Source organism: Mycobacterium sp. (assembly GCF_035274705.1).
In the GTDB taxonomy this organism is placed as follows: Bacteria; Actinomycetota; Actinomycetes; order Mycobacteriales; family Mycobacteriaceae; genus Mycobacterium.
The window spans coordinates 52555-72493 of record NZ_DATENY010000006.1 but is presented as its reverse complement, the minus strand read 5'-3'; the positions used below and the strand labels follow the sequence as shown (position 1 = coordinate 72493).

Genomic DNA, 19939 nt, shown 5'->3' with positions numbered 1-19939 from the left:
CGCCGTTGCCGGAATGGGCGCATTGGACCGACACCGATGAACAATCGAAACCGCCAGGCGACGCGAAACCCCCTGCGCGCTAGGTACCCTCAGGTATCGCAGACTTGCTCGAGCGCGACGAGATTCGTGTTGAACTCCTTGCCGAGGCGGGCGTAGCCACGCGCGTATTGCGACGGCGTGGTGGCTCTGTTGCCTGCGCTCGAGGAATCGGTGCGGGATTACGTCAACACCGAGACAGTCGCCTCGGCTTGTTTATGCACATCGGTGTCGTGCCATTTCCGATTGGCATGTGGACTAATCAGAACGACTGGGAGATGGCGTATGTGATCAAGAAGACGACTCCGCCGAGCGTTGCGGCGAGCGATCCCATCGCGAAAGGGCGCGTGCGCGGAGAGATGGACGCTGCGCCCGCCAACAGCAGAGGCAGCGCTGGCGCTAGAAAGCCGATGACGATAAACGTAGCCAATAGGTGGGTTCCGATGGCCAAGCCGAGAACAGCCATCGTGCCCGTACGGTTGCCCACTTGGGACATCGTGTTAGACAAGCTGACTCACCCCCCACGCAATGAAGATCTCCAGCGCGAGGATGCCACCGGTGGCGGGCGCTGCCGCAATCGCGGCTCCGACCGTGCGGAGCTGGCTCGTGCGAGCTAGGCGGAAAACGGCGAATCCCAGCGCGAGCATGCCAACGGTGACAATTCCGACCGGCAGCCAACCGGCGACACCATCGTGTGTAGGCCCGCCGACCTGAAATCCGCGCGCAAGGATCCCATAGGCAATCCCCCCTAAGACGGCGGCACCGAATACAGCAGCCGTCCAATTGACACTGTCGACTCGAGTGTCGATCTTCGCAGGCGAGGATTGATCGTCAGGCATCGGTCCTACTTCCGAATGGGGATGGTCGGCGGATTGTCCGCGGAACCTAATTCGGTGAGTTCGGGTCCAACAACCACAGACCCGTGCGGGATGATCTTCACGTCGTTGAAGATATCCAAGAGTGACGCTTGTCCGATCTGCTGGTGCAATGGCAAGCCCACCAACGGGCCCTCTTGACCGATGTTTTGGGGCATGACTTGTGAGAGCGTGGTCGTGGCGCCATTTGGCGCGTCACGGTAGATCTCAATGGCCGGGAAGTCTGTCACGCTTCCGCCGACAACTGGGCCATTGGCCGTCGGTTGGATCACGATGTTTCCATTGACCGACCATGGCGAAGTCTTGCCTAAGGTCTCGCCGCCAGGTGAGAACGGATCCACCGCTTCGTATCTCAAGTACACCGAGCCGTCGGGACGTTGGGCGACCCCCACGGTCGGTGTGCCGGTCTTTGCTTCCCCGGTAGCGGTGTCAACGGACGGATCTTGTCTAGTGACTACGACGCCATTCTCGTAGTCAACGTAAACCGCGACGCGCGTATCCTCGGGGCCCGCGTTGGGGTCGAAGCCACGATTGTCGCCAAAGTTGTGGCCTGATATTCCGCCGGGCACATCTGGATACCAGACTTCTTTCTGCGGAATGAAGAGGTTCGTCCGCACTACGCCCTGACCGGGGACAGGTTTGATTCGCCCGACGACCACATTTGCGGGCACACCGGCGTTCTTCTTGTTGTAGCTGTGTGGATCAAGTATTGCCGCCATATTCCAGTCGTTATGAGTAACCGGGTCATGGCCGTAGACCTGCCTGAACGCTTCGATCTGGTTCTTTCGGCGTTCGTCTTCGGAAGGTGGCTTGTCCTCCTTCGGATCCCCGACGACAAGCAGTGGCCCGTCCTTGAACTTCTGACCGTTGCCCAGCGCTTCGAATTCTCCGCGCAGGCCGCCCATCTGACCGGCGATTTTGTTGAGATCTCCGTTGGACTGCTGCACAACCTGCTGCAGCTGCGTCAGCCCCTTCTGCACGATCGCCAGCCGCATCTGGTCACCGGCTTTGCCTTCAGGAACACTCGCCGCGGCATCCACCACCCATTTCCGTACCGCATCGAGGTTCTGGCGCCCGGCGGCGACCACCTCAGCGGATTGGTTCACATGGGCAGCCAGCCGCTGGTCCAACCCGGCAAGCTTGCCGAGAACCTGACCATGTTCGGTGTTGGCCGCGCCATAGGCGTTTGCTGCGCCACCGGACCATTTCGAACCTGGGGCCGCGGTCTGCACCGTCGACTGCAGCTGGTTGAACGTCGCACTCTTGTCGTACTGATCGCCCGTCTGCGGACTGCCCTCACCGAATGTCTGCCGCGCATTCGACCACGTCGTCAAGAACCCATCGACCACGCTCACCCGCGCCACCCATCAGGTCGCCGAGACATTGTCAGACGGTCGCTTCGGTGGCGATCGCGTCGGACATCAGAACGCTGAGGTGCTGCCAGTAGATCCAGTCGGCGATGGCTTCGCGCTGGGCGACCGAGTCTGCGGCGGTGTGAGCGCGGTGCAGCGCGAGCTCCTGGGCATGGTCGGCGAATGTCACAAACGCCTGCAAATGGGGTCCGGCGCGGTCCGGCGCATTGCTAAGAAGCGGCCGGAAGACCTCAAACCACAACGCTGATCGCTGATCATCCGGCGGCTTGGCATCGGCCGGTGGCGGTGGAAGAACCTCAGCGAGGTTTGCGTCGCTGACGGCCGCCAGTTGTCGCGCGGCATCAGGTGCGATCACCTGCAATCGGGCGCGGCCCTCCATCTGCCCGCTCTCCGGAATGTCGTCTGGCCTGAGCGTGACCTTCGCGGTGCCGGGGTCGAAGCCCTTGAATTGGTCTTCGGTAGCGATAACCGCTCGCAACTCGGTGCCATGATGTTGCGCCCAACCATGAAGCGCGAGAATGGGATACGTCGTCCATGTGCCACGGACGCTGGCGGGGATGGAATCGTCCGCGCTGACCATCTTGACCTGTTCGGGCAGATTGACGCCTTCAGGTATGTATCCCAGACCGTAGTTGTTGGCGACGACGATGGTCCCGTCCTTGGCGAGTCCGGTGACCCAGAAGAACCCGACGTCGGTGATGCCCACATTGAGCGCAGCGCCGATGCGCTGAGCCAGCTGCACAGGATCGTTGCCGGTCGAGCGTTGACGCCGAAGGGCACCGGCCGTCGAGGCGGCCGCGATGGCCTCTCGCTCAGCGCGGGCCGCCGACACCGGCACAGGCGCAGGCGCGCCGACTGCGCTTGCAGCACCGGCGGCAGCGGCGGGTGCCACGCCCGGACCAACGGGACTGGTCGGGGGAACCGGCGCCGCGGGAGGTGGTGTCGGCGGCGGACCGAGCGGCATCCCCGGCGTCGGCGCAGAGCCCGGTGCCGGGGCCGATGTCAATGGTGCAGCGCCACCGCCGCCGGTCGGGCCTTGCGCAGCCGGAGATTGAGCCGGCGGAGGTGCAGGCGGAGCATCGGGAACCGGCGGGGGAGTGGGCGGCTGGGCAGCAGCCGGAGCGCTCATCGGTGGTGCCGCAGGTTGGGTCGGCATCGGAGGCTGTTGTGCAGCAGCGGATTTCGCAGCGTCCGTCAGTCCGCGCTGGAAGTCGTTCACCTGCTGCGGGCCAGCAGCGGCAGCAGCAGGGTTCGCGGCGGTCGGAACGCTCGGCGCCGACGGCGAAGGCGATGACGCTCCCGACATCGGGGTCGTCGGCATGCCGACGCGGCTGGGCGAAGACGGTGAGCCCGGGCTGCCGGGAAGGCTCGGCACCCCTGGCGCTCCGGGTGCGGCGGGTGCCTGAGCGACAGGTACTTCGACGGATGGCACGTCGGCACCTGTGCTTGGCTTTGGAAGGCTGGGTATCGCGGGTGGTGCGATACCGCCGGCGTTGTCATCCGCAACGGCAGGTGGGTTCTCCGGTGCCGGCGGCGGAGCTTGAGCCGGCATATCAGTCGTCGGAGTACCGGCCGGATTGTCGACGAGAGGAGTACCTGCGGGTGCTGGCGGCGAAGGGATGCCGGGCATTTCGGGCAGTGGTGCGCCGCCGGGATTCACAGTTGGGAGAATGGGAGCACCTTCAGGTGCGCGTGGCCCACCAGGACCGAACAGACTTAGTCCGTCCTTGAACGAGTTCGGCGAATCAGGCATGTTCGCGGGATTCAAACGAAAACCCTCGTTAGCGACAATGCCGATATTCTCATTGCGAGCCGCATCAACGACCGATTGAATCGCGGCCGCCTTCGCGTCGTCCGAAGCGTCGTCATTGCTCTTGATGTTCTCGATCACACGGTTCGCCGCGTTTACATTGTCGATAATCTGGTTCTTGGCGCTAACCACTGCGTCGTGGCTGTCCCGAAAGAGTTGGGCCGACTTCTCAAGATTCTTCTTGACGTTTTCGAGCTCGGTGATGCGCTCGTTGAGTTTGTTGCGTGCCGCCGTCGCGCCTCCGCCTGACCAAAGTCCTACACCGTCAAACAAGTGTGACCGCTCTTGTTGCGCGCCCTCCAACTGCGCCTGGACGGTTTTCGCGGCCTTGTCGAACGTCTCAGCGGATTTGCTCAAAACATCCTCGTCGACATCTGGCCACGCCGGCGGCGCCGTCATTGCGTACGGATCCGGTGGCCTGCCAATCCCCATCGTTTACTCCGCGACCGCTTTGCACGCTGCATAGATGGTCGACGTGGTCCGAACAGCAGCCTCTGCAAGGTAATAATCTGCGGAAGTATAGGTCGGCAATCCGGCGGAGTAAGCGCGACGATATTGTGCAGACGCGACGGCGAGATCCTGGATGACTGGATTGGCACTACTCCGTCCCAATTTCTCGACACTGTCGGCGTACTGCTTCATGACCGGAAGCACTGCATCGATCACTACGCGTTGCTCGGTGCTCCAGTCGCTCGCACGGATATTTGGATTGAGGTCCTGCCAGGCTTTCGTATCGACGTCGAACCGATCTATCAGCCGAACCCATTCCGGGCACGTTGGATCCGCCGTTGTGAGGAAGCGTTTGGGATCGTTAGGGTCCGTCAGGGCGGCAAAATCTGACGGTGGTGCGGGCGCCGAAATCAATGGAGATCGCGCTTCGGCGGAATGCCAGTCAATAGCAGAGCAGATGTCACCCAACGCCGTTCCAGTAGATGTGACGACACCAGCCAAATTGTCATCCGACGGCTTGTACGTAGGGATTGCATCGCTGTATGCGCGCGCGTAAGCGACGAACTGCTCAAACACTTCACGCATTACCCGGTGCGGCGTGAGCTTTGCCAATTGCACCGTTTGGTCGGCCGCGTTGCGTGCGGCTCGCCCAACCTCTTCGTACTGAGCGCGCTGCTCTGGTGTCCAGGCTGTCGCCGGAATGGCCGGATCGCGCTTGTTCCAGCCCTTCTTCTGGATGTCGGCGAAGGTGTCACTAATTGGTCTCCACGCCGCACAACTCGGGTCTTCCGTGATGATGTTGGCTGGGCCTTTGTCGTTGGCGCTTGCCAATCCGAAGTCGTTGCCTGACTGCGAAGTTGGAGTGCTGCTGTCGTCCTTCGTTACCGAAATCGTCACTGCCGCAGTCACTCCGACGACTGCCAGCAATGCGACCGCGCCGAGACCCCACTTCCAGCCATTGCCGCGCTTCTTCGGCGGCGGACCCGGCGACCATGGCTGCTGCGGCCAACCCTGTTGTGGTGGCGGGCCATACCCTTGCGGTGGCGGATACGGCTGCCCTGGCGGTGGTTGCGGAGCCCCACCTGGCGGCGGCTGAAAGCTCACAGCGCAGTCTCCGTCGATTCGGTCGCCGCGGGCTGTTTATCCGGAACCCGCTCGCCGCTTGTATTGCCCGGCGCCGCTTGAGAATCCGCGTCCGCTGACTCGACCCCTTCGCCATCCGGCTTCTGCTCGTCCTTGCCCGCCATCTCCGACACCTGGCCGACCTGCTGCATCGCGCCCTGCACGCCCTGCATAAGACCCTGCGGAGCCGACGCCGCCATGCCCGCTGCCTGCTGCGCCATCTGCATCGGCATGCCCATCATCTGCCCAAGCTGACCGCCCTGGCTCGCCGCGCCCGCTGCTCCCGCGGCCGGTGAAGCCGCGCTTCCTGCTGCCGACGTCGTCGCGGCCGCCGCACTGCCAGCGCCGCCGCCTCCCGGCGATGCCCCACCCGGTCCGTCGGCCGAATCCATCTGTTCCAACCGCTTGAGAATCTCTTCGGCGAGCTGCCGGTCGGTGGTGTCATACGTATTCGCAGCGTTCATCACGTTCTGCGCATACCTGGTCAGCTCTTCCTTGGTCACCGGCAGTTGGGCTAACACAGGGCTCACAACTTCGGCCACCTTGCCCGCGATCGCCACAGACAATCCATCCGCTCCCTGCGGGCTGAACGCCGTCGGCGGAGGCGGAATCTCGCCCGCGAGCGCCTCCAATCTGCCCGCGGCCTCATTTACAAGCGACGTGTCGATCCGCAACGTCTCAGTCACAATTGCTCCGCCCTGCAACGTGGTCACCGCAACGGCCGCACACGGTCACCGTCACCTGAGATCAGCTGGCATGCATCGGCAAGCCCCCTCAGGTGACATCAGGAAAATGCTACCTGAACAGCAACACCCATAACCGCACGAATTCCGTTCACCCGATATGGGCTAATACACCGCGTCAGCACGTCGTCTACCAGGCACGAGACACCCGATACGGTGCACGGGGAAACTTACTCAATGCCTCCGAGCCGCAGTTCTACCATGACTGGCTAATCAACACCGCGAGATCGCGCAGCAAACGTCCCAAGAATTACGACGAGAACAATTAACGCTTTTGAAGCTGGCTGGTCACGTCCTCCGGGACGGCTGTGTGGTCGGCGTTGTGGTCATGTGTATCCCGACATTCACCGAGTACGTCCACACCAGCGTGGCCATTGCCTGCGGTCTGCGGCGCCACCGTGACAATCGCGTCGATGCCGTTGCGAGTGAGGGTCGCAGCGTGGGACTTCGCGTCGACGTTCGCCCGCCAACCACTGGCCGTCAACGGCTCGATCACCGCCCCCTGCGGCACCGGGGTGCTGTGATCCGCAGGCGTCCAGAACCACAGTTTGAGTCGGCCCCGGTACGGTCCGCGGCCTTCGTCGCCGCACGAATCGAATAAGAAGTCCGCACTGACGACGTCTGCGTGCAGCGTGTTGAGGATGTCTCGGGCAGCATCCATCACTTGCGCGCGTGCCTGCTCTGGCGAGATCGGCTTGGTCACGTCGCTACATCCGCCGACAGCAAGCGCGGCGATAAGCATCGCCGCCATCTGGTTGACCCGCACTGGTCATTCCTCTCCTCTGCCGTCGAATCCGGACTCAGCCGCCGGGCCCGCTGTGCCGATGGCCCGTTGTGGGCAGTCGCCACTTCTCAGGGTCGATGTTGTCGAAGATGTCGCCGGGCAATCCAACCCGATGTGGTGCCGTCATGCCGTCGTGTTCCAGTGCGTCGCCGTCGCCCGACACGATGTCGGAAATACTGAACAGCGACTCCGATTGCGCCGCGAAGTACTCACTGTGGTCGTGAAACGGGTTGGCGCTCCACGTCGACACCTCCGCCTTGAACCTTGTCGAGCCAAAGCCGTCGATCGCCGGATCGATGCCCAATCCGACCGACAGCCCGGGAGCGGATAGTTGGCCCTTCCCAAAATGCGTGACGGGATCGGTCGATGCGGCTCCTAAGTAGAGATGTGCGTTGGGGGGCAAATGGAAGTCCGCGGCCGATCGGGCCAGATCGGTGCCCGGCGAACCAATTAGCACCACGTCATCGGCACGCATCCCGAATCCGGCGGCCGCATCGGCGACCGTGGTCGACCCATACGAATGCCCGATCACCGTCAGATGTGACGCGCCGCCGTCGTGGGTCACGTCTAACGCATCGACATCCGCGGCAAGGATTTTCGCGCCGGCGCGGGCCATATCCGGTGATGCCACACTGAGGTCGGGCAGGGCGTCTGGCGCGTCGTAGCCCATCCACATCACGACCGCGGTGTTGTCGGCCGTGTCCGGGTTGCCGATCGCGATGGCAGCCGCACCCTCGCCGTTGAACGCCTCCGGCTGATACCTGAGCAGGTAGACGTCGGGCTTCATGCCGCGCTCGTCTCGTGCGATCGCGTCGTTGAGCAGCCCCTCTTGGACGCGACGGGCGTTGTTGTAGCGCGTGATATCCGTCGCGGTCAGGCCGTACCGCTCGGGATGCGCCGCGACCTCCTCATTCGACACGTGGTGGTCGGCGGCGGTTTGCGTCACCCGCCGCAAGTCCGCACCCATCACCGCCAGGTTGGCTTGGCTGCGGGCGTCCACCGGAATACCGTTGAGATTCCCGATCTGCTCAGGATGCTCGCGCAGAACTCTCTGCCGGTCCGCCTCGCTCAGCGAATCCCACCAGCGTTTCACGTCTTTCGGATCGGTGCCCTCTGCTGGAATCTGCGGACCGGCTGGCTGCGGCGGCGCTTGCGGGACACCCGCGCCATTCAGCGCCGCAGCCGTCGCGTCGTCCACCGCGTCGAAGGTGTTGACTAACGCCTTGAGCATCGCGGTGTAGGCCGCTGCCATGGCTGGCGTCATCAATTGACCCCTGCCAGTTGCTTGCACCGTCCCGTCGTCACTGACCAGACCACCAAGCGATGTCGCCTGTCCCGCGATGTTGAGAATCTGCGCGCGTAATCCGGACAGCTCGCCGCCGCCGGTGTTGAGCGCCGATTGCATCCCTTCCAGCCGCGCCTTCAATTCGAGTTGCTTCTGCACGTTCTTCTCGACGCGTACCACTGCCACATCAGCAGCTGAGCCTTGCCAGTTACCTGACAGCTACGCCAAAGCCTGTTGTTGCAAGACGATTTGGGCCTCGAGGTCGGCGATCGAGATCCGTATACGGCCAGCGGCGGCGATCAGGCCGTCGGGTCGCGACCCGGCCACCACCGAGATCGTCGCTGTCACATTTCGTCGGGACTCTGCAAGCTGGCTGTGATCTCTGTGACCGCGGCGTCGATCCGCTCGCGGTCGGCCTCTATGGACGCCGTTGCAGCGGCCGTAGCCTTCTGCAGCGCCTCATTGATTCGCTGCTCCACCGCCTCGGCGCCCAGTCGCAGCAGCCCATCTGCGATGAACGCGCCCGTCAGGTGGTGATGGCCGTTGAGCGTCACCTCGACGGTCTCGGATTCGTCTGTGGCCGTAAATGTTTGGTTGTTCATCTTGTTCAGCTGGTTGTCAACGATCGACTGCAGCTCCTGCGCCTGGCGGAGAACCGCAGCCACCTGCGGATGCATCTCGTCGGTCACTGGGATTCCTTGCCGTCCTGCACATCTCTGCGACGGCGCAGACCAACCACGCCCTCAGTCCATTCACGGTCCTCGGTGTACAGATCCTCATCGGGCGATAGGTTCGGATTTCGCCGCTTGTCCTTGCCCTGGTTCTGGTGTCCGGCTCCATGCATTGGTGCCATGCCGCCGCCCATCCCACCGCCGGCCGCTGCGCCCGTGGCCGCTGCCGGTGCGGCCGACGCGGCATGCGTTGGGGGTGCCGGAGCGACGGTTTCGGCACTCACCGCGGGAGACAACGGCATCGTTGGTCCGCCACCACCACCGCCCGCGCCGCCACCGCCGGCGCCTGCACCACCGCCACCGTGTGATGCGGCGGGTTTCAGACTCGGATCCGTTGGCAGCTTCGGAGATCCCGTCGACGGAAGGCCGCCGGGCATGCCTCCAGATGGCGCACCTCCACCGGAAGGCGCTCCGCCGCCTGAGGGCGCACCGCCACCCGACGGCGCTCCGGCTCCGGACGGCGACCCGGACTGTGGTTGCCCCAACGACTGACCCATGCGTTGAGCCATCGCCGCAGGGTCCTCAGGCGGCTGCCCGGATCCGTCGCCGCCAGCGCTTCCGCCACCGCCGGGTCCGGTCGTCGATGGGCTGTCGGCAGCACCAAATGGTGGATCACCGGGTCGAACCGGCGAGAACGTTGCGTTCTTCGCGTACTCCTCACGTACTTCATCGGATCGATGTTGTAGCTCTGCCAACTCGTGTGTCAACTGCTGGAATTGGGACTCGTCGACCCTGACGCCCGAAGCAGCCTGGGCCACCATATATTTGAGCTGAGCCTCTGTGGCGATGTACTTCGAGTAGATCTCGGTGTGTTCACCGAGTGCGGCATCGTGGGCCTCGACGATCTTCGCGGCCGCCTCGGCGAGGTCGTGCCACGCTTCCGAAAGTTGTTGCAGCCAGCTGCTGAACTTGTTCATTCGTTCACAAGCTGCGTCGGCCGCATCACCTTCCCAACCCCCGGTAGGGATCGGTTGCTGGTCCGGAGCGTTGCCGGCGATACGCTTTGCGGCAACGCCCCATTGGAGCATCGCCATCTTCAGTGAGGCACCGTGGTCGCCATCCATCAGCTCGCTCTGTGTCTGCGGGACGGCCTGATAATCGTTCGCGCTGAGCAGTTTGGGCGTTGCCGGCCCGGCGGGAATCGGAGCGGGCGGTGCCGGCGAAGACGGCGTAGGAATCGAGTCGACGGCGGCATCGCGTTCTGCACTGATCGCGCTGCCATAAGTCGCGTCGACGCGATCATAGGCATCCGCCGCACTCGTGAGCATGTCGGCGATGCGCCCGTTTTCGACCCTCGCCCAATCCTGGTAATCCTGAAGGGCGCGGGCGTTCTCGTTGATATTGGCGATTGCATCGCTTGTGGACGGCAGCGCGTCCGGGTTCGCCACCGCCTCCGCGTTGGGGTTGATCCAGGCTTGCCCCCTCATGCCGTCTGCATGACTCTTCAGGAGCTGGGTGTTTACATGCACGCCACCCATGGCTACGGCCCCTTTCTCCCCTGCATCAGCCCTCCAGCGCCATCTGGTAGCGGCTTTCTTCACGCGGGTTGATCAGCCGTATCGGGAGCTGCCTATGGCGCGGCGTATCGATGAAATTCTGCCGCAAGACAACTCGGCCGATACCCGGATGTGGACTGAGATACGTCGTCGAGTTCGGCCACATCACCTTGGCCACCTGACCGATCCGCCCGTTGACGAACCCGGCGAACTCCTGGAACTGCGGGCCCAGCGTCACGACTGCTCCCGCCGCCGCCGATCGCACTACGAACTGTGTGAACAACCGCGCGTCGCCCAGGTTGATGCTCACGTCGATGTCGTCGAACGGCATGTACACCGGATACCGGTCAGCCGTCTCACCGACGAGCACACCTGCCGATCCGATCGGCAGCTCGTAGTGGCGATCCGTGACCGGACTGATGCCCTGCAACGCCGCTCGCTGCCCACCGAACAGACATGAAAATCCTCGTGGCGTAGACGGATTCGCAAGCGTGGTCAACAGCACCGTCGCCGTCGGCGCCAACCCGGGCCGGATCCGCACCCGCGTGATCGTGTGATCCGCCCGCGCCGACCACCACACGTCGGGGCCGCCGGAAGCGCTGTATGCGGCGGTAAATGTACTGCGACCTTTGATTGCCGACCACGTTTCTCGTTCAAAGCTGATCTCGGTGGCGCGGTCGAAATCGTCGAAGCTTCGCAGCGGGCGTGCGTCAATCCCGTTGCTGGCCAACTGATCTGCGATACGCGTAGCCGACGTCACCAGATAGCGCGCGAGTCCCGCCACGCCAGCTTCCCGTCGCTGCGACGACTTGCGCGTGACTTCCGGATCGGCCCGCAGCATGATCCAGGTCCGCCGGTTCGCCGGCGCCGGGTAGGGCCCGACCACCTGTTCGTACAACGCGACCAGACTCGCCGGCGCCGTCTTACCCACTCGATAGCCGGCCGACACCACGTCGGCCTCCAGATCCGGACAGTGCGCCGCAACCAGCTGCTCAACAAGCCGGGTGTCGACGACGTCGTCGCTGTACGCCGAGCCACTGACGATCACCGTCGGCGTGAACGGACGCGGAACCAGCTCGATCGCGGAAACCAGGTAATCGTCCTGCCACCGAACCGCAACGTGATCGCCGGGTAGCACGGTCGCGCCGACAGCCGGCTCCGACGGCAGCTCCGGGACGTTGCGATGGCGCCGGCGCCACGAGAACACCGCTGCCACCCAGCCAGTGGGCCGCCGCCCGCGAATCGTCACCACCGTCGCGATCGCGATGATGACCGACAACGTGATGCCAAGCCACAGCAGATTGAGCTGACTGAACAGTGCAATGCAGGCCGGAATCAATGCCGCCGCCCAGATGGCGTGGCCAGTCGTTAAGCGCAGCCCGAACAGGCTCAAGACCTTCGTCATCGGCGCCTCAGCGCACGTCGGGCCAGGGCGCCGAAGCCGAGTGCCAGCCCCAGCGCGGCCGCCGTCACGACGACCGCGGTGATCGGCCTACGGTCGGGCGGCGGCACGAATACGGGCGGCGGCAACTGCTTGACCTTGTACGGAACCGTCGCCGGCCCTGCAGGCACGTCCCATGTCAACGCCGCGACAGGGTCGATGACTCCTGCGCCCACCTCGTTGTCAACGCCTCCACCCGGATGGCGCGCTGTGGCGGTGATCCTGTTGATGATCTGGGCCGGCGTCAGATCGGGAAACCGCTGTCTGAGGAGCGCCGCGAGTCCGGAGACGTACGCCGCCGCGAACGACGTGCCGTTGATCGGGATCGGGCCGTCCTGACCCTGCAGCGCGTTGACCGGCGCGCCGTCATAGCCCAACGCGATGATGTTCTCCGCCGGCGCCGCGGCGCCCACCCACGGCCCGTGCATCGAGAAGTTGCTCGGCAGTCCGTTCTGCGCGATGCCGCCCACCGTCAGCACCAGCGGCGAGTACCACGCCGGGCTGACGATCGTCTGCACCTGTTTCCACCCGCGCGGGTCGGCCGGCATCGACGGATCGGGTGACGGGTTCTGATTGCAGTCCTGTCCGGTGTTGCCCGCCGCGACGATGATGACCGCTCCCTTGACATTGACGGCGTAATTGATCGCCGCGCCAAGGCCGGATTCGTTGATCGGCCTGGTCACCTTGTAGCAGGCGGCCTCGCTGATGTTGATCACCTGCGCGCCGATGTTCGCTGCATGCACGACGGCGCGCGCCAGGCTGCGCAGCGAGCCCGCCGTCTGTGTGGTGTTCGGATCGTTGGGATCGGTGCGCGACCCGACCGGCTGAAAGGCTTCCGACGTCTGACGCAGCGACAGGATGCGGGCATCGGGCGCAACACCGATGAACCCGTCGGTGGGTGCGGGGCGTCCGGCGATGATGGATGCCGTCAACGTGCCGTGGGAGTCGCAGTCGCTCATGCCGTTGCCGGCTTTGTCGACGAAATCGCCGCCGGGTTCGGCGGGCACCCGCGGCGATCCGTTGACGCCGGTGTCGATGACGGCGACAGTTACCCCGGCGCCCGTTGCGAACTTCTGCGCGTCGTTGAGCCGCAGATAGTCGTCCGGCCACGGCTTATCGGCGAAGTTCGAATTCGGAAACGCCGCGGGTGCTGAGCAGACGCGACGCTGTTCGGTCGCCTGGTCGGGGCCCAACTCGTCCGGCGGCACTACGGCCGGGTCGATGGTGGGGGGTTCGATTGCGGCGGCGGGGGGAGCGCTCAACAACGTCAGAATCAGCGTTGCAAGCAGCACACCGATGCGGTGCACGCGTCTCCACCCCCCTCGATGCCGGGCCAGCACATGGTGTGCTGGCGCTCCTGCAGCAAACCAAGTACCGCCCTGTCGACGGCACAAATTCTCACGTCAAGCCGATTGGCCGATTGCACGCAGCCAATACTAAGGGGGCGTCGAAGTGGGCGGTTCCGGTTTCTTGGCGGTCTGGCCCGTTCGCTGAGGCTTCGTGCTGCTCAGAGGGGAATTTGGGTGCTGCTAGGCATCGAGGTCTTGCTGAACCAACTCCGCGACGGTCTTCAACGCCTCCTCGTCGTCGCTGGCGACCGTCACTTCCGCACCGTTGCCGGCGCCTAGCGTCATGATCATCAGCGCCGAACCGGCGTCGACCGGTTCGCCGCCGTCCATGGAGAGCGTGACGGGGACCCCAGCGTTGACGACGGCCTCGGCGATGATCGCCGCAGGGCGGGCGTGCAGTCCGATGGCGGAGCCGACGATGACTGTTTTGGCGGGCATGGATGGAACTCCTTCGTGATGGTTGGTGTGGGACTACGCGGTGGCCAGCGCGGGCGCTTCCTCGGCTTCGACGCTGGGCTTGACGAACTGCTTGGCAGCGATGACGGCTAGCGCTCCGGTCACAGTCCCGACCGCCAGGGCGACCACGAACCACAGGAGGTGTCCGATGGCGAAGAACACGAAGATGCCACCGTGCGGGGCCTTCAGCGTGACGTCGAAAGCCATGATCAGCGCGCCCGTGACGGCGCCGCCGAACATCATCGACGGGATCACCCGCAACGGATCGGCCGCCGCGAACGGGATAGCACCCTCGGAGATGAAGGAAGCACCGAGAAGCCAAGCGGCCCTGCCATTTTCCCGTTCAGGCTCGGTGAACAGGCCCGGCCGGATCGTGGATGCCAGCGCCATGGCAAGCGGAGGAACCATGCCGGCAGCCATCACCGCCGCCATGATGCGCAATGACGCCGGATCGGAAACGTTGAGGCCCGCGGTGGCGAAGGCGTAGGCCGCCTTGTTCACCGGGCCGCCGAGGTCGAAGCACATCATCAGGCCGAGCACGATTCCCAGGATGACGACGGAGGTGCCGCTCATTCCGCCCAGCCAGTGAGTGAGACCGGAGGTGATGGCGGCCAACGGACGTCCGAGCAACATGAACATCAGCAGGCCGACGACCAGCGACGCGAGCAGTGGAATGACGACGACGGGCATCAAGCCTCTGAGCCACCGCGGTGCGGCGATGCGACTGATCCACAGTGCGGTGAATCCCGCGATGAGGCCGCCGACGATGCCGCCGATGAAGCCGCCGCCGACGAAGACGGCCACCGCACCCGCGGTGAATCCCGGCGCGATGCCGGGTCGGTCGGCGATCGCGAACGAGATGTATCCGGCCAGCGCCGGCACCAGGAAGCTGAATGCCAGCCCGCCCAGTGTGAACAGCACCGCGCCGAGGTATTGCGTGAAACCACCCGTGGGAAGGTTCGTCAGCGAGTTCGTGCTGGCGATGATCTTGCCCAGCGAATCGGACTGTCCCGCAGGCTTGTTGGCGATATCGTATCCGGCGAACAGGAAGCCGAGTGCGATCAGCAGACCACCGGCTGCCACGAACGGGATCATGTAGCTCACACCGGTCAGCAGGATCTGCCGGATGCGCGTGCCCCATCCGACCCCGCCTGCCGGAGCGGCGGCAGCTGCGGGTGCGCCCGAATCACCCTGGACCCGGGGCGCGGCGGGATTGGTGGCGGCGGCCAGCGCTTCGGCCACCATCTTGTCGGGTTCGTTGATAGCGCGTTTGACGCCGGAGGCCACCACCGGCTTACCTGCGAAGCGGCCCTTGTCCTTCACGCCGACGTCGGTGGCGAAGATGACGGCGTCCGCCTCCGCGATGGTGGACGCGGACAGCGGCGTGCTGCCGGACGACCCCTGCGTCTCCACATGCAGTGTGGCGCCTGCCTTCTTGGCCGCAGCGACCAGAGAGTCGGCGGCCATGTAGGTGTGGGCGATGCCGGTCGGGCAGGCGGTGATCGCGACCAATGTCCTGGGCGTGGCCTGCGCGGGCTCTGCAGCGGGCTTTTCGGCCGCCGGCACCGGGTTCACCACACTGTCCACCAGCTCGACCACCTCGGCGGGTGTCGACGCATCGCGCAGCGACTCGACGAAGTCCTTGCGCACCAACGCTCGTGCCAGGCTGGACAGCAGCTTCATGTGTTCGGCGCCGCCGGCCTCCGGGGCGGCGATCAGGAACGCCAGGTCGGCCGGACCGTCGGGTGCACCGAAGTCGACGGCCGGGTTCAGTCTCGCGAACCCGATCGAGGCGGTGTCGACATACGGCGATCGGCAATGCGGGATCGCGATGCCGCCGGGCAGACCGGTGGCCGACTGCTCCTCGCGCGCCATCGCGGCGGCGAGCAGGCCTTCGGCGTCGGTGGTGCGACCGGCGTCGGCGAGCCGGTTGACCAGCCGGCCGATGACCGCCCGCTTGTCGCCTCCGGCAGCCCCCTCCATATCGATGTCGAGCAGAACCAGATCGGTGTTGATGATCGGCTGTGAAGCGGCTGAGCGTGTCATGGCGATACTTTCGTGTGGTTGTTACGAGGTGGCCGGAGTCGGCGAAATCGTGGTGACCCGAACGGAATCGAGGTCGATCTGGGCGGGTGTGGGCAGAGCAGAGCCGGGCAGCGACGCCGCCGCGCTGCCGTACGCCACCGCCATCTGGAGGCGCTGCGGGGGAACGTTGCCGCCCACCTCGGCTCGGAGGTATCCCGCCAGGGAGGCGTCGCCGGCGCCGACTGTGCTGCACGGGACGATCGGTCCTGGTGTAGCCATCCAGCTGCCGGTCTCGTCGACGAGCACGGCGCCCGCGGCACCCAGTGTGGCGAGCACCGCCCGGGCGCCACGGTCCACCAGCTCACGTGCCGCCGACACAACGGGCTCTGGATCTCCTTGTCCGACGGCCGCTTCCAATGCCTGCGGCGAGTAGCCGAGCACGCCGGCCAGTTCCTCGGCATTCGGCTTGATCAGATCCGGCGCGGCTCGGCCGAACGACTCCACCAGCGCCGACAACGGGCCGTCCGAGGTGTCGACCGCGACGCGGCACGGGTACGGCGCGAGCCGTGCGACCACGTAGGCGTACCAGCCGTCCGGCATGCCGGGCGGAAGGGATCCGGACAGCACCACCCATGAGGCCCGCTCTGCGTTCGCGATCACCGCACGGGTGAGTGCGTCGACGACCGCAGGATCGAGAGTTGCACCCGGCTCGTTGAGTTTGGTTGTGGTGCCGTCATGTTCGGTGATCGCCAGATTGGTCCGCACCGCCTCGGTGGACGGCACGCACTGGAATGGTATGGCACTGGCGTGCAGCGCGGCGATCAGTGGATCGCTCTCAGGAGCGGGCAGCAATGCGACGCTGTCCACCCCGGCCAGCGTCAGCGTCCGCGTCACATTCACGCCCTTGCCGCCGGGCTCAGTGCTGACCGACGAAACCCGGTGCACCACACCGCGGGTGAGCGGCACCGTCAGCGTGACGGTGCGGTCGATGCTCGGGTTTGGTGTGACGGTGACGATCATGCGACCACGACCTCTACACCCTGCTGTATGAATTGCTCCCGATCCCCGTCGCCGATCTCAGAGTCCGTGATGAGCGTGTCGATGCTGGAGATCGGCGCGAAGCTGACGAAGTCCTCGCGACCGATCTTCGACGAGTCAGCTGCCACCACAACGTAATTGGCGGCACGCACCATGGCACGCTTAACAGCCGCCTCGTCGCTGTCCGGTGTGGACAGGCCGTGGCCGACGCTGATGGCGTTGGTGCCGATGAATGCGATGTCGACGCGCAACGTGTCGAGCACGCGCAGTGTCTGCTCGCCGACGGCCGCCTGGGTGAGACCACGCACGCGGCCACCGAGCAGTTGCAGGGATACCGACGGCATGGCCGCAAGCCGGGCTGCGATGGGCACCGAGTTCGTCACCACCACAAGCTCGCGGTCGGCGGGTAACTGCGCCGCTATCCGCGCGGTGGTCGTCCCGGCGTCGAGCAAGACGCTGGCTCCACTGAGCGGAAAGAACTCGGCGGCGGCGGCCGCGATGGCGTCCTTGTATTCGGCGCGGGTGGTTTCGCGCTCACCGACTCCGGTCTCGACGAGGTGCAATGCGCGGACGGGAACGGCGCCGCCGTGCACGCGCCGCAACACCCCTGCCCGGTCCAGGACTGCGAGGTCGCGCCTGACCGTCTCCGTCGTGACGTCGTAGGCCTGCGCCAACTCGGCCACCGAGGCACGGCCCTTGCTGATCACCAGCGAGGCGATCGCTTGTTGACGCTCTTCGGCGTACATGGCGCTCCGTTTATGTGGGTATCGGCCCGAATTGATTTGGTTATGTTTGGTTTTACTACCGTTCCTGTTGACTTGTCAAGATATTCTTGTAACCTGATTCACATGTCGACCTCGTCTCCGTCTACCTCACTCCCGTCGGACAGCGCGGTCGGCCAATTCCCGGCCGGCACCGTTCTTCGTGGTGTGCCGGTGGTCGCCGGCGTCCAATACGCGCCAGTCATCCGGCCCGGCCGGCTGCCGGTGGTCGACGAGTCTGCGTCGCCCGACGTCGACGAAACCGACCGTCCAGCCGAGGCGGCCCGCTTCGCCGCTGCCGCCACTGCGGTCGCCAACCGGCTGCGGGACCGCGCCGCGCACGCAACAGGAGCCGCGTCCGAGGTGCTGGCCGCCACCGCGACGCTCGCGCAGGATCGGGCGTGGCTCGGTGCCGCCGAGAAGCGAATCAAAGAAGGCACGCCCGCCGTGTGCGCTGTGGCTGCGGCGGTCGAGCAGTTCGTCGACATGTTCACGCAACTCGGCGGGCTGATGGCCGAACGGGTCACCGATCTGCAGGACATCCGCGACCGGGTGATCGCCGAACTGTCCGGCCTTCCCGAGCCCGGTGTGCCACTGCCCGCCACGCCGTCGATCCTGTGCGCCGAGGACCTCGCGCCTGCCGACACCGCCGGCCTGGACCCCAATCTTGTTGTCGCACTGGCCACCACGCTCGGCGGGCCGACCAGCCACACCGCGATCATCGCCCGTCAGCTCGGCATCCCCTGTGTTGTAGCCGTCGACGGACTGGATGCCGTCGCCGCGGGCACAATGGTGCTCGTCGACGGCACACTCGGCACGGTGACCGTGTCCCCTGACGAGGCCGCCGCAGCCCAGGCCGTGGCTCAGTCACGCCGCGAAGCCGAACTGGCCGCGCATTGGGCGGGCCCGGGCGCGACGGCCGATGGCCACGCGGTCGCGATCCTGGCCAATGTTCAGGACGGCGCGGCTGCGCGGGCGGCGCGGGATACCCCCGCCGAGGGCGTCGGCCTGTTCCGCACGGAGCTCTGCTTCCTCAACCGCGACACCGAACCCAGCGTCGAGGAGCAGACCGACATCTATGCCGAAGTGCTCGACGCGTTTTCCGGGCAGAAGGTGGTGGTCAGGACGCTTGACGCGGGCTCGGACAAGCCGCTGAAGTTCGTCGGCCACCCCGAGGAAGCCAACCCCGCGCTGGGCGTCCGGGGAATCCGCATCGCGGAGGGCAATCCGGGGCTGCTGGAGCGGCAGCTGCAAGCCGTCGCCGCTGCAGCGCAGCGCACGGGCAACGATGCGTGGGTGATGGCGCCGATGATCGCCACCGCTGCGGAAGCCAAACACTTTGCCGCGCAGGTGCGTTCGCACGGGCTGACAGCGGGCGTGATGATCGAGGTGCCTGCGGCTGCACTGTTGGCCGACCGCATACTGGAGCACGTCGACTTCCTGTCGATCGGCACCAACGACCTGGCCCAGTACACGATGGCCGCCGACCGGATGTCGGCCGACCTCGCCACGCTGACCGACCCGTGGCAGCCGGCCGTGCTCGCTTTGGTGGCGATGGCGGTCCGAGCCGGCGCGGCGGCCGGTAAGCCCGTCGGTGTGTGCGGGGAGGCAGCCGCCGACCCGCTGCTGGCCTGTGTGCTGACCGGCCTGGGTGTGACGTCGCTGTCTGCGGCCGCCGCCGCGATCCAAGGTGTCGGTGCGAAGCTGGCGCACGTCACGTTGCAGCAGTGCCGCGATGCCGCCGACGCCGTGCTGTCCACCGCTACGGCAACGGATGCGCGCGCGGCGGCGCTTGCCGTCCTGGGCTGATCAACCCCAGCCGAGCTCGTGGAGCCGGTCGTCGTCGATCCCAAAGTGGTGCGCGATCTCGTGGATCACTGTGATCGCCACCTCGTCGACCACTTCGGCTTCGTCCTCGCACACCTCGAGCAGCGCATCGCGGTAGATCGTGATGGTGTCCGGCAGCGAGCCGGCGTACCACGAATCCCGTTCTGTCAGCGCCACACCGTGATACAGGCCGAGCAGGTCCGGCTCGTCGGGATTGCGGTCCTCCACCAGGACGACGACGTTGTCGAAGGCCGCCGCGAGCTCTGTCGGGATCAGGTCAAGTGCATCGGAGACCAGTTCGTCGAACCGTTGCGGGCTCATCCGCACGGCCACGCGG

19 protein-coding genes are annotated in these 19939 nt (G+C 65.4%); 1 reads left to right on the top strand and 18 read right to left on the bottom strand.

Annotation, left to right across the window (positions count from 1 at the left end; translation table 11 throughout):
• Window positions 1-298: 298 nt before the first annotated feature.
• The 17 genes from VJV41_RS01600 to VJV41_RS01520 form a co-directional block, all read right to left on the bottom strand.
• Window positions 299-523: a hypothetical protein gene (locus VJV41_RS01600; protein WP_325330406.1), complete on the bottom strand. Its 225-nt coding sequence runs from the start codon at window positions 521-523 to the stop codon at window positions 299-301.
• Window positions 524-536: 13 nt separating this feature from the next.
• On the bottom strand, window positions 537-875 hold the full coding sequence (locus VJV41_RS01595) for a hypothetical protein (protein ID WP_325330404.1): 339 nt from the start codon (window positions 873-875) through the stop codon (window positions 537-539).
• A gap of 5 nt (window positions 876-880) precedes the next feature.
• Window positions 881-2260 (bottom strand): EspA/EspE family type VII secretion system effector, encoded by a 1380-nt coding sequence (locus VJV41_RS01590; protein WP_325330414.1) that lies wholly within the window; start codon window positions 2258-2260, stop codon window positions 881-883.
• Window positions 2261-2297: 37 nt separating this feature from the next.
• Window positions 2298-4526, bottom strand: coding sequence for a WXG100 family type VII secretion target (locus VJV41_RS01585; RefSeq protein WP_325330402.1), 2229 nt, complete (start codon window positions 4524-4526; stop codon window positions 2298-2300).
• A 3-nt stretch (window positions 4527-4529) separates the two neighbouring features.
• Entirely contained in the window at window positions 4530-5453 is a 924-nt protein-coding gene (locus tag VJV41_RS01580) for a hypothetical protein (protein WP_325330400.1), read from the bottom strand.
• A 191-nt stretch (window positions 5454-5644) separates the two neighbouring features.
• Window positions 5645-6352 (bottom strand): hypothetical protein, encoded by a 708-nt coding sequence (locus tag VJV41_RS01575; protein WP_325330398.1) that lies wholly within the window; start codon window positions 6350-6352, stop codon window positions 5645-5647.
• Between the two features lie 322 nt (window positions 6353-6674).
• Window positions 6675-7175: a hypothetical protein gene (locus VJV41_RS01570; RefSeq protein ID WP_325330396.1), complete on the bottom strand. Its 501-nt coding sequence runs from the start codon at window positions 7173-7175 to the stop codon at window positions 6675-6677.
• 34 nt (window positions 7176-7209) lie between these two features.
• Complete coding sequence (locus VJV41_RS01565) at window positions 7210-8664, bottom strand: alpha/beta hydrolase (RefSeq protein ID WP_325330394.1); 1455 nt, start codon at window positions 8662-8664, stop codon at window positions 7210-7212.
• Between the two features lie 33 nt (window positions 8665-8697).
• Window positions 8698-8826 carry a hypothetical protein gene (locus tag VJV41_RS01560; protein ID WP_325330392.1) on the bottom strand — a complete coding sequence of 43 codons (129 nt, stop codon included), beginning with the start codon at window positions 8824-8826 and terminating at the stop codon, window positions 8698-8700.
• On the bottom strand, window positions 8823-9167 hold the full coding sequence (locus VJV41_RS01555) for a YbaB/EbfC family nucleoid-associated protein (protein WP_325330390.1): 345 nt from the start codon (window positions 9165-9167) through the stop codon (window positions 8823-8825). The genes VJV41_RS01560 and VJV41_RS01555 overlap by 4 nt, the downstream gene beginning before the upstream one ends.
• The gene (locus VJV41_RS01550) at window positions 9164-10687 is read right to left on the bottom strand and encodes a PPE domain-containing protein (RefSeq protein WP_325330388.1); all 1524 of its coding nucleotides are present in this window, start codon (window positions 10685-10687) and stop codon (window positions 9164-9166) included. The genes VJV41_RS01555 and VJV41_RS01550 overlap by 4 nt, the downstream gene beginning before the upstream one ends.
• 25 nt (window positions 10688-10712) lie before the next feature.
• Complete coding sequence (gene eccE / locus VJV41_RS01545; protein WP_325330386.1) at window positions 10713-12110, bottom strand: type VII secretion protein EccE; 1398 nt, start codon at window positions 12108-12110, stop codon at window positions 10713-10715.
• Window positions 12107-13453 carry a type VII secretion-associated serine protease mycosin gene (gene mycP / locus VJV41_RS01540; protein WP_325330384.1) on the bottom strand — a complete coding sequence of 449 codons (1347 nt, stop codon included), beginning with the start codon at window positions 13451-13453 and terminating at the stop codon, window positions 12107-12109. Before mycP ends, eccE begins: the two co-directional genes overlap by 4 nt.
• A gap of 222 nt (window positions 13454-13675) precedes the next feature.
• Window positions 13676-13933: an HPr family phosphocarrier protein gene (locus VJV41_RS01535; protein ID WP_325330382.1), complete on the bottom strand. Its 258-nt coding sequence runs from the start codon at window positions 13931-13933 to the stop codon at window positions 13676-13678.
• Window positions 13934-13966: 33 nt separating this feature from the next.
• On the bottom strand, window positions 13967-15997 hold the full coding sequence (locus tag VJV41_RS01530; RefSeq protein ID WP_325330380.1) for a fructose-specific PTS transporter subunit EIIC: 2031 nt from the start codon (window positions 15995-15997) through the stop codon (window positions 13967-13969).
• 21 nt (window positions 15998-16018) lie between these two features.
• Complete coding sequence (locus VJV41_RS01525) at window positions 16019-16996, bottom strand: 1-phosphofructokinase (RefSeq protein ID WP_325330378.1); 978 nt, start codon at window positions 16994-16996, stop codon at window positions 16019-16021.
• Window positions 16993-17760: a DeoR/GlpR family DNA-binding transcription regulator gene (locus VJV41_RS01520; RefSeq protein WP_325330376.1), complete on the bottom strand. Its 768-nt coding sequence runs from the start codon at window positions 17758-17760 to the stop codon at window positions 16993-16995. The genes VJV41_RS01525 and VJV41_RS01520 overlap by 4 nt, the downstream gene beginning before the upstream one ends.
• 42 nt (window positions 17761-17802) lie before the next feature.
• On the opposite strand from VJV41_RS01520, the gene ptsP reads away from it, so the two are divergent.
• Window positions 17803-19584, top strand: coding sequence for a phosphoenolpyruvate--protein phosphotransferase (gene ptsP, locus VJV41_RS01515; protein WP_325330374.1), 1782 nt, complete (start codon window positions 17803-17805; stop codon window positions 19582-19584).
• Here ptsP and VJV41_RS01510 read toward each other — a convergent pair whose 3' ends face one another.
• Window positions 19585-19935 (bottom strand): metallopeptidase family protein, encoded by a 351-nt coding sequence (locus tag VJV41_RS01510; protein WP_325330372.1) that lies wholly within the window; start codon window positions 19933-19935, stop codon window positions 19585-19587.
• Window positions 19936-19939: the final 4 nt, after the last annotated feature.

Bases quoted from the DNA above. Each gene is read 5' to 3' on its own strand.
- VJV41_RS01535 (WP_325330382.1), bottom strand. From the start codon at position 13,933: ATGCCCGCCAAAACAGTCATCGTCGGCTCCGCCATCGGACTGCACGCC.
- VJV41_RS01585 (WP_325330402.1), bottom strand. From the start codon at position 4,526: ATGGGGATTGGCAGGCCACCGGATCCGTACGCAATGACGGCGCCGCCG.
- VJV41_RS01595 (WP_325330404.1), bottom strand. From the start codon at position 875: ATGCCTGACGATCAATCCTCGCCTGCGAAGATCGACACTCGAGTCGAC.
- VJV41_RS01525 (WP_325330378.1), bottom strand. From the start codon at position 16,996: ATGATCGTCACCGTCACACCAAACCCGAGCATCGACCGCACCGTCACG.
- VJV41_RS01550 (WP_325330388.1), bottom strand. From the start codon at position 10,687: ATGGGTGGCGTGCATGTAAACACCCAGCTCCTGAAGAGTCATGCAGAC.
- VJV41_RS01520 (WP_325330376.1), bottom strand. From the start codon at position 17,760: ATGTACGCCGAAGAGCGTCAACAAGCGATCGCCTCGCTGGTGATCAGC.
- ptsP (WP_325330374.1), top strand. From the start codon at position 17,803: ATGTTTGGTTTTACTACCGTTCCTGTTGACTTGTCAAGATATTCTTGT.
- VJV41_RS01530 (WP_325330380.1), bottom strand. From the start codon at position 15,997: ATGACACGCTCAGCCGCTTCACAGCCGATCATCAACACCGATCTGGTT.
- eccE (WP_325330386.1), bottom strand. From the start codon at position 12,110: ATGACGAAGGTCTTGAGCCTGTTCGGGCTGCGCTTAACGACTGGCCAC.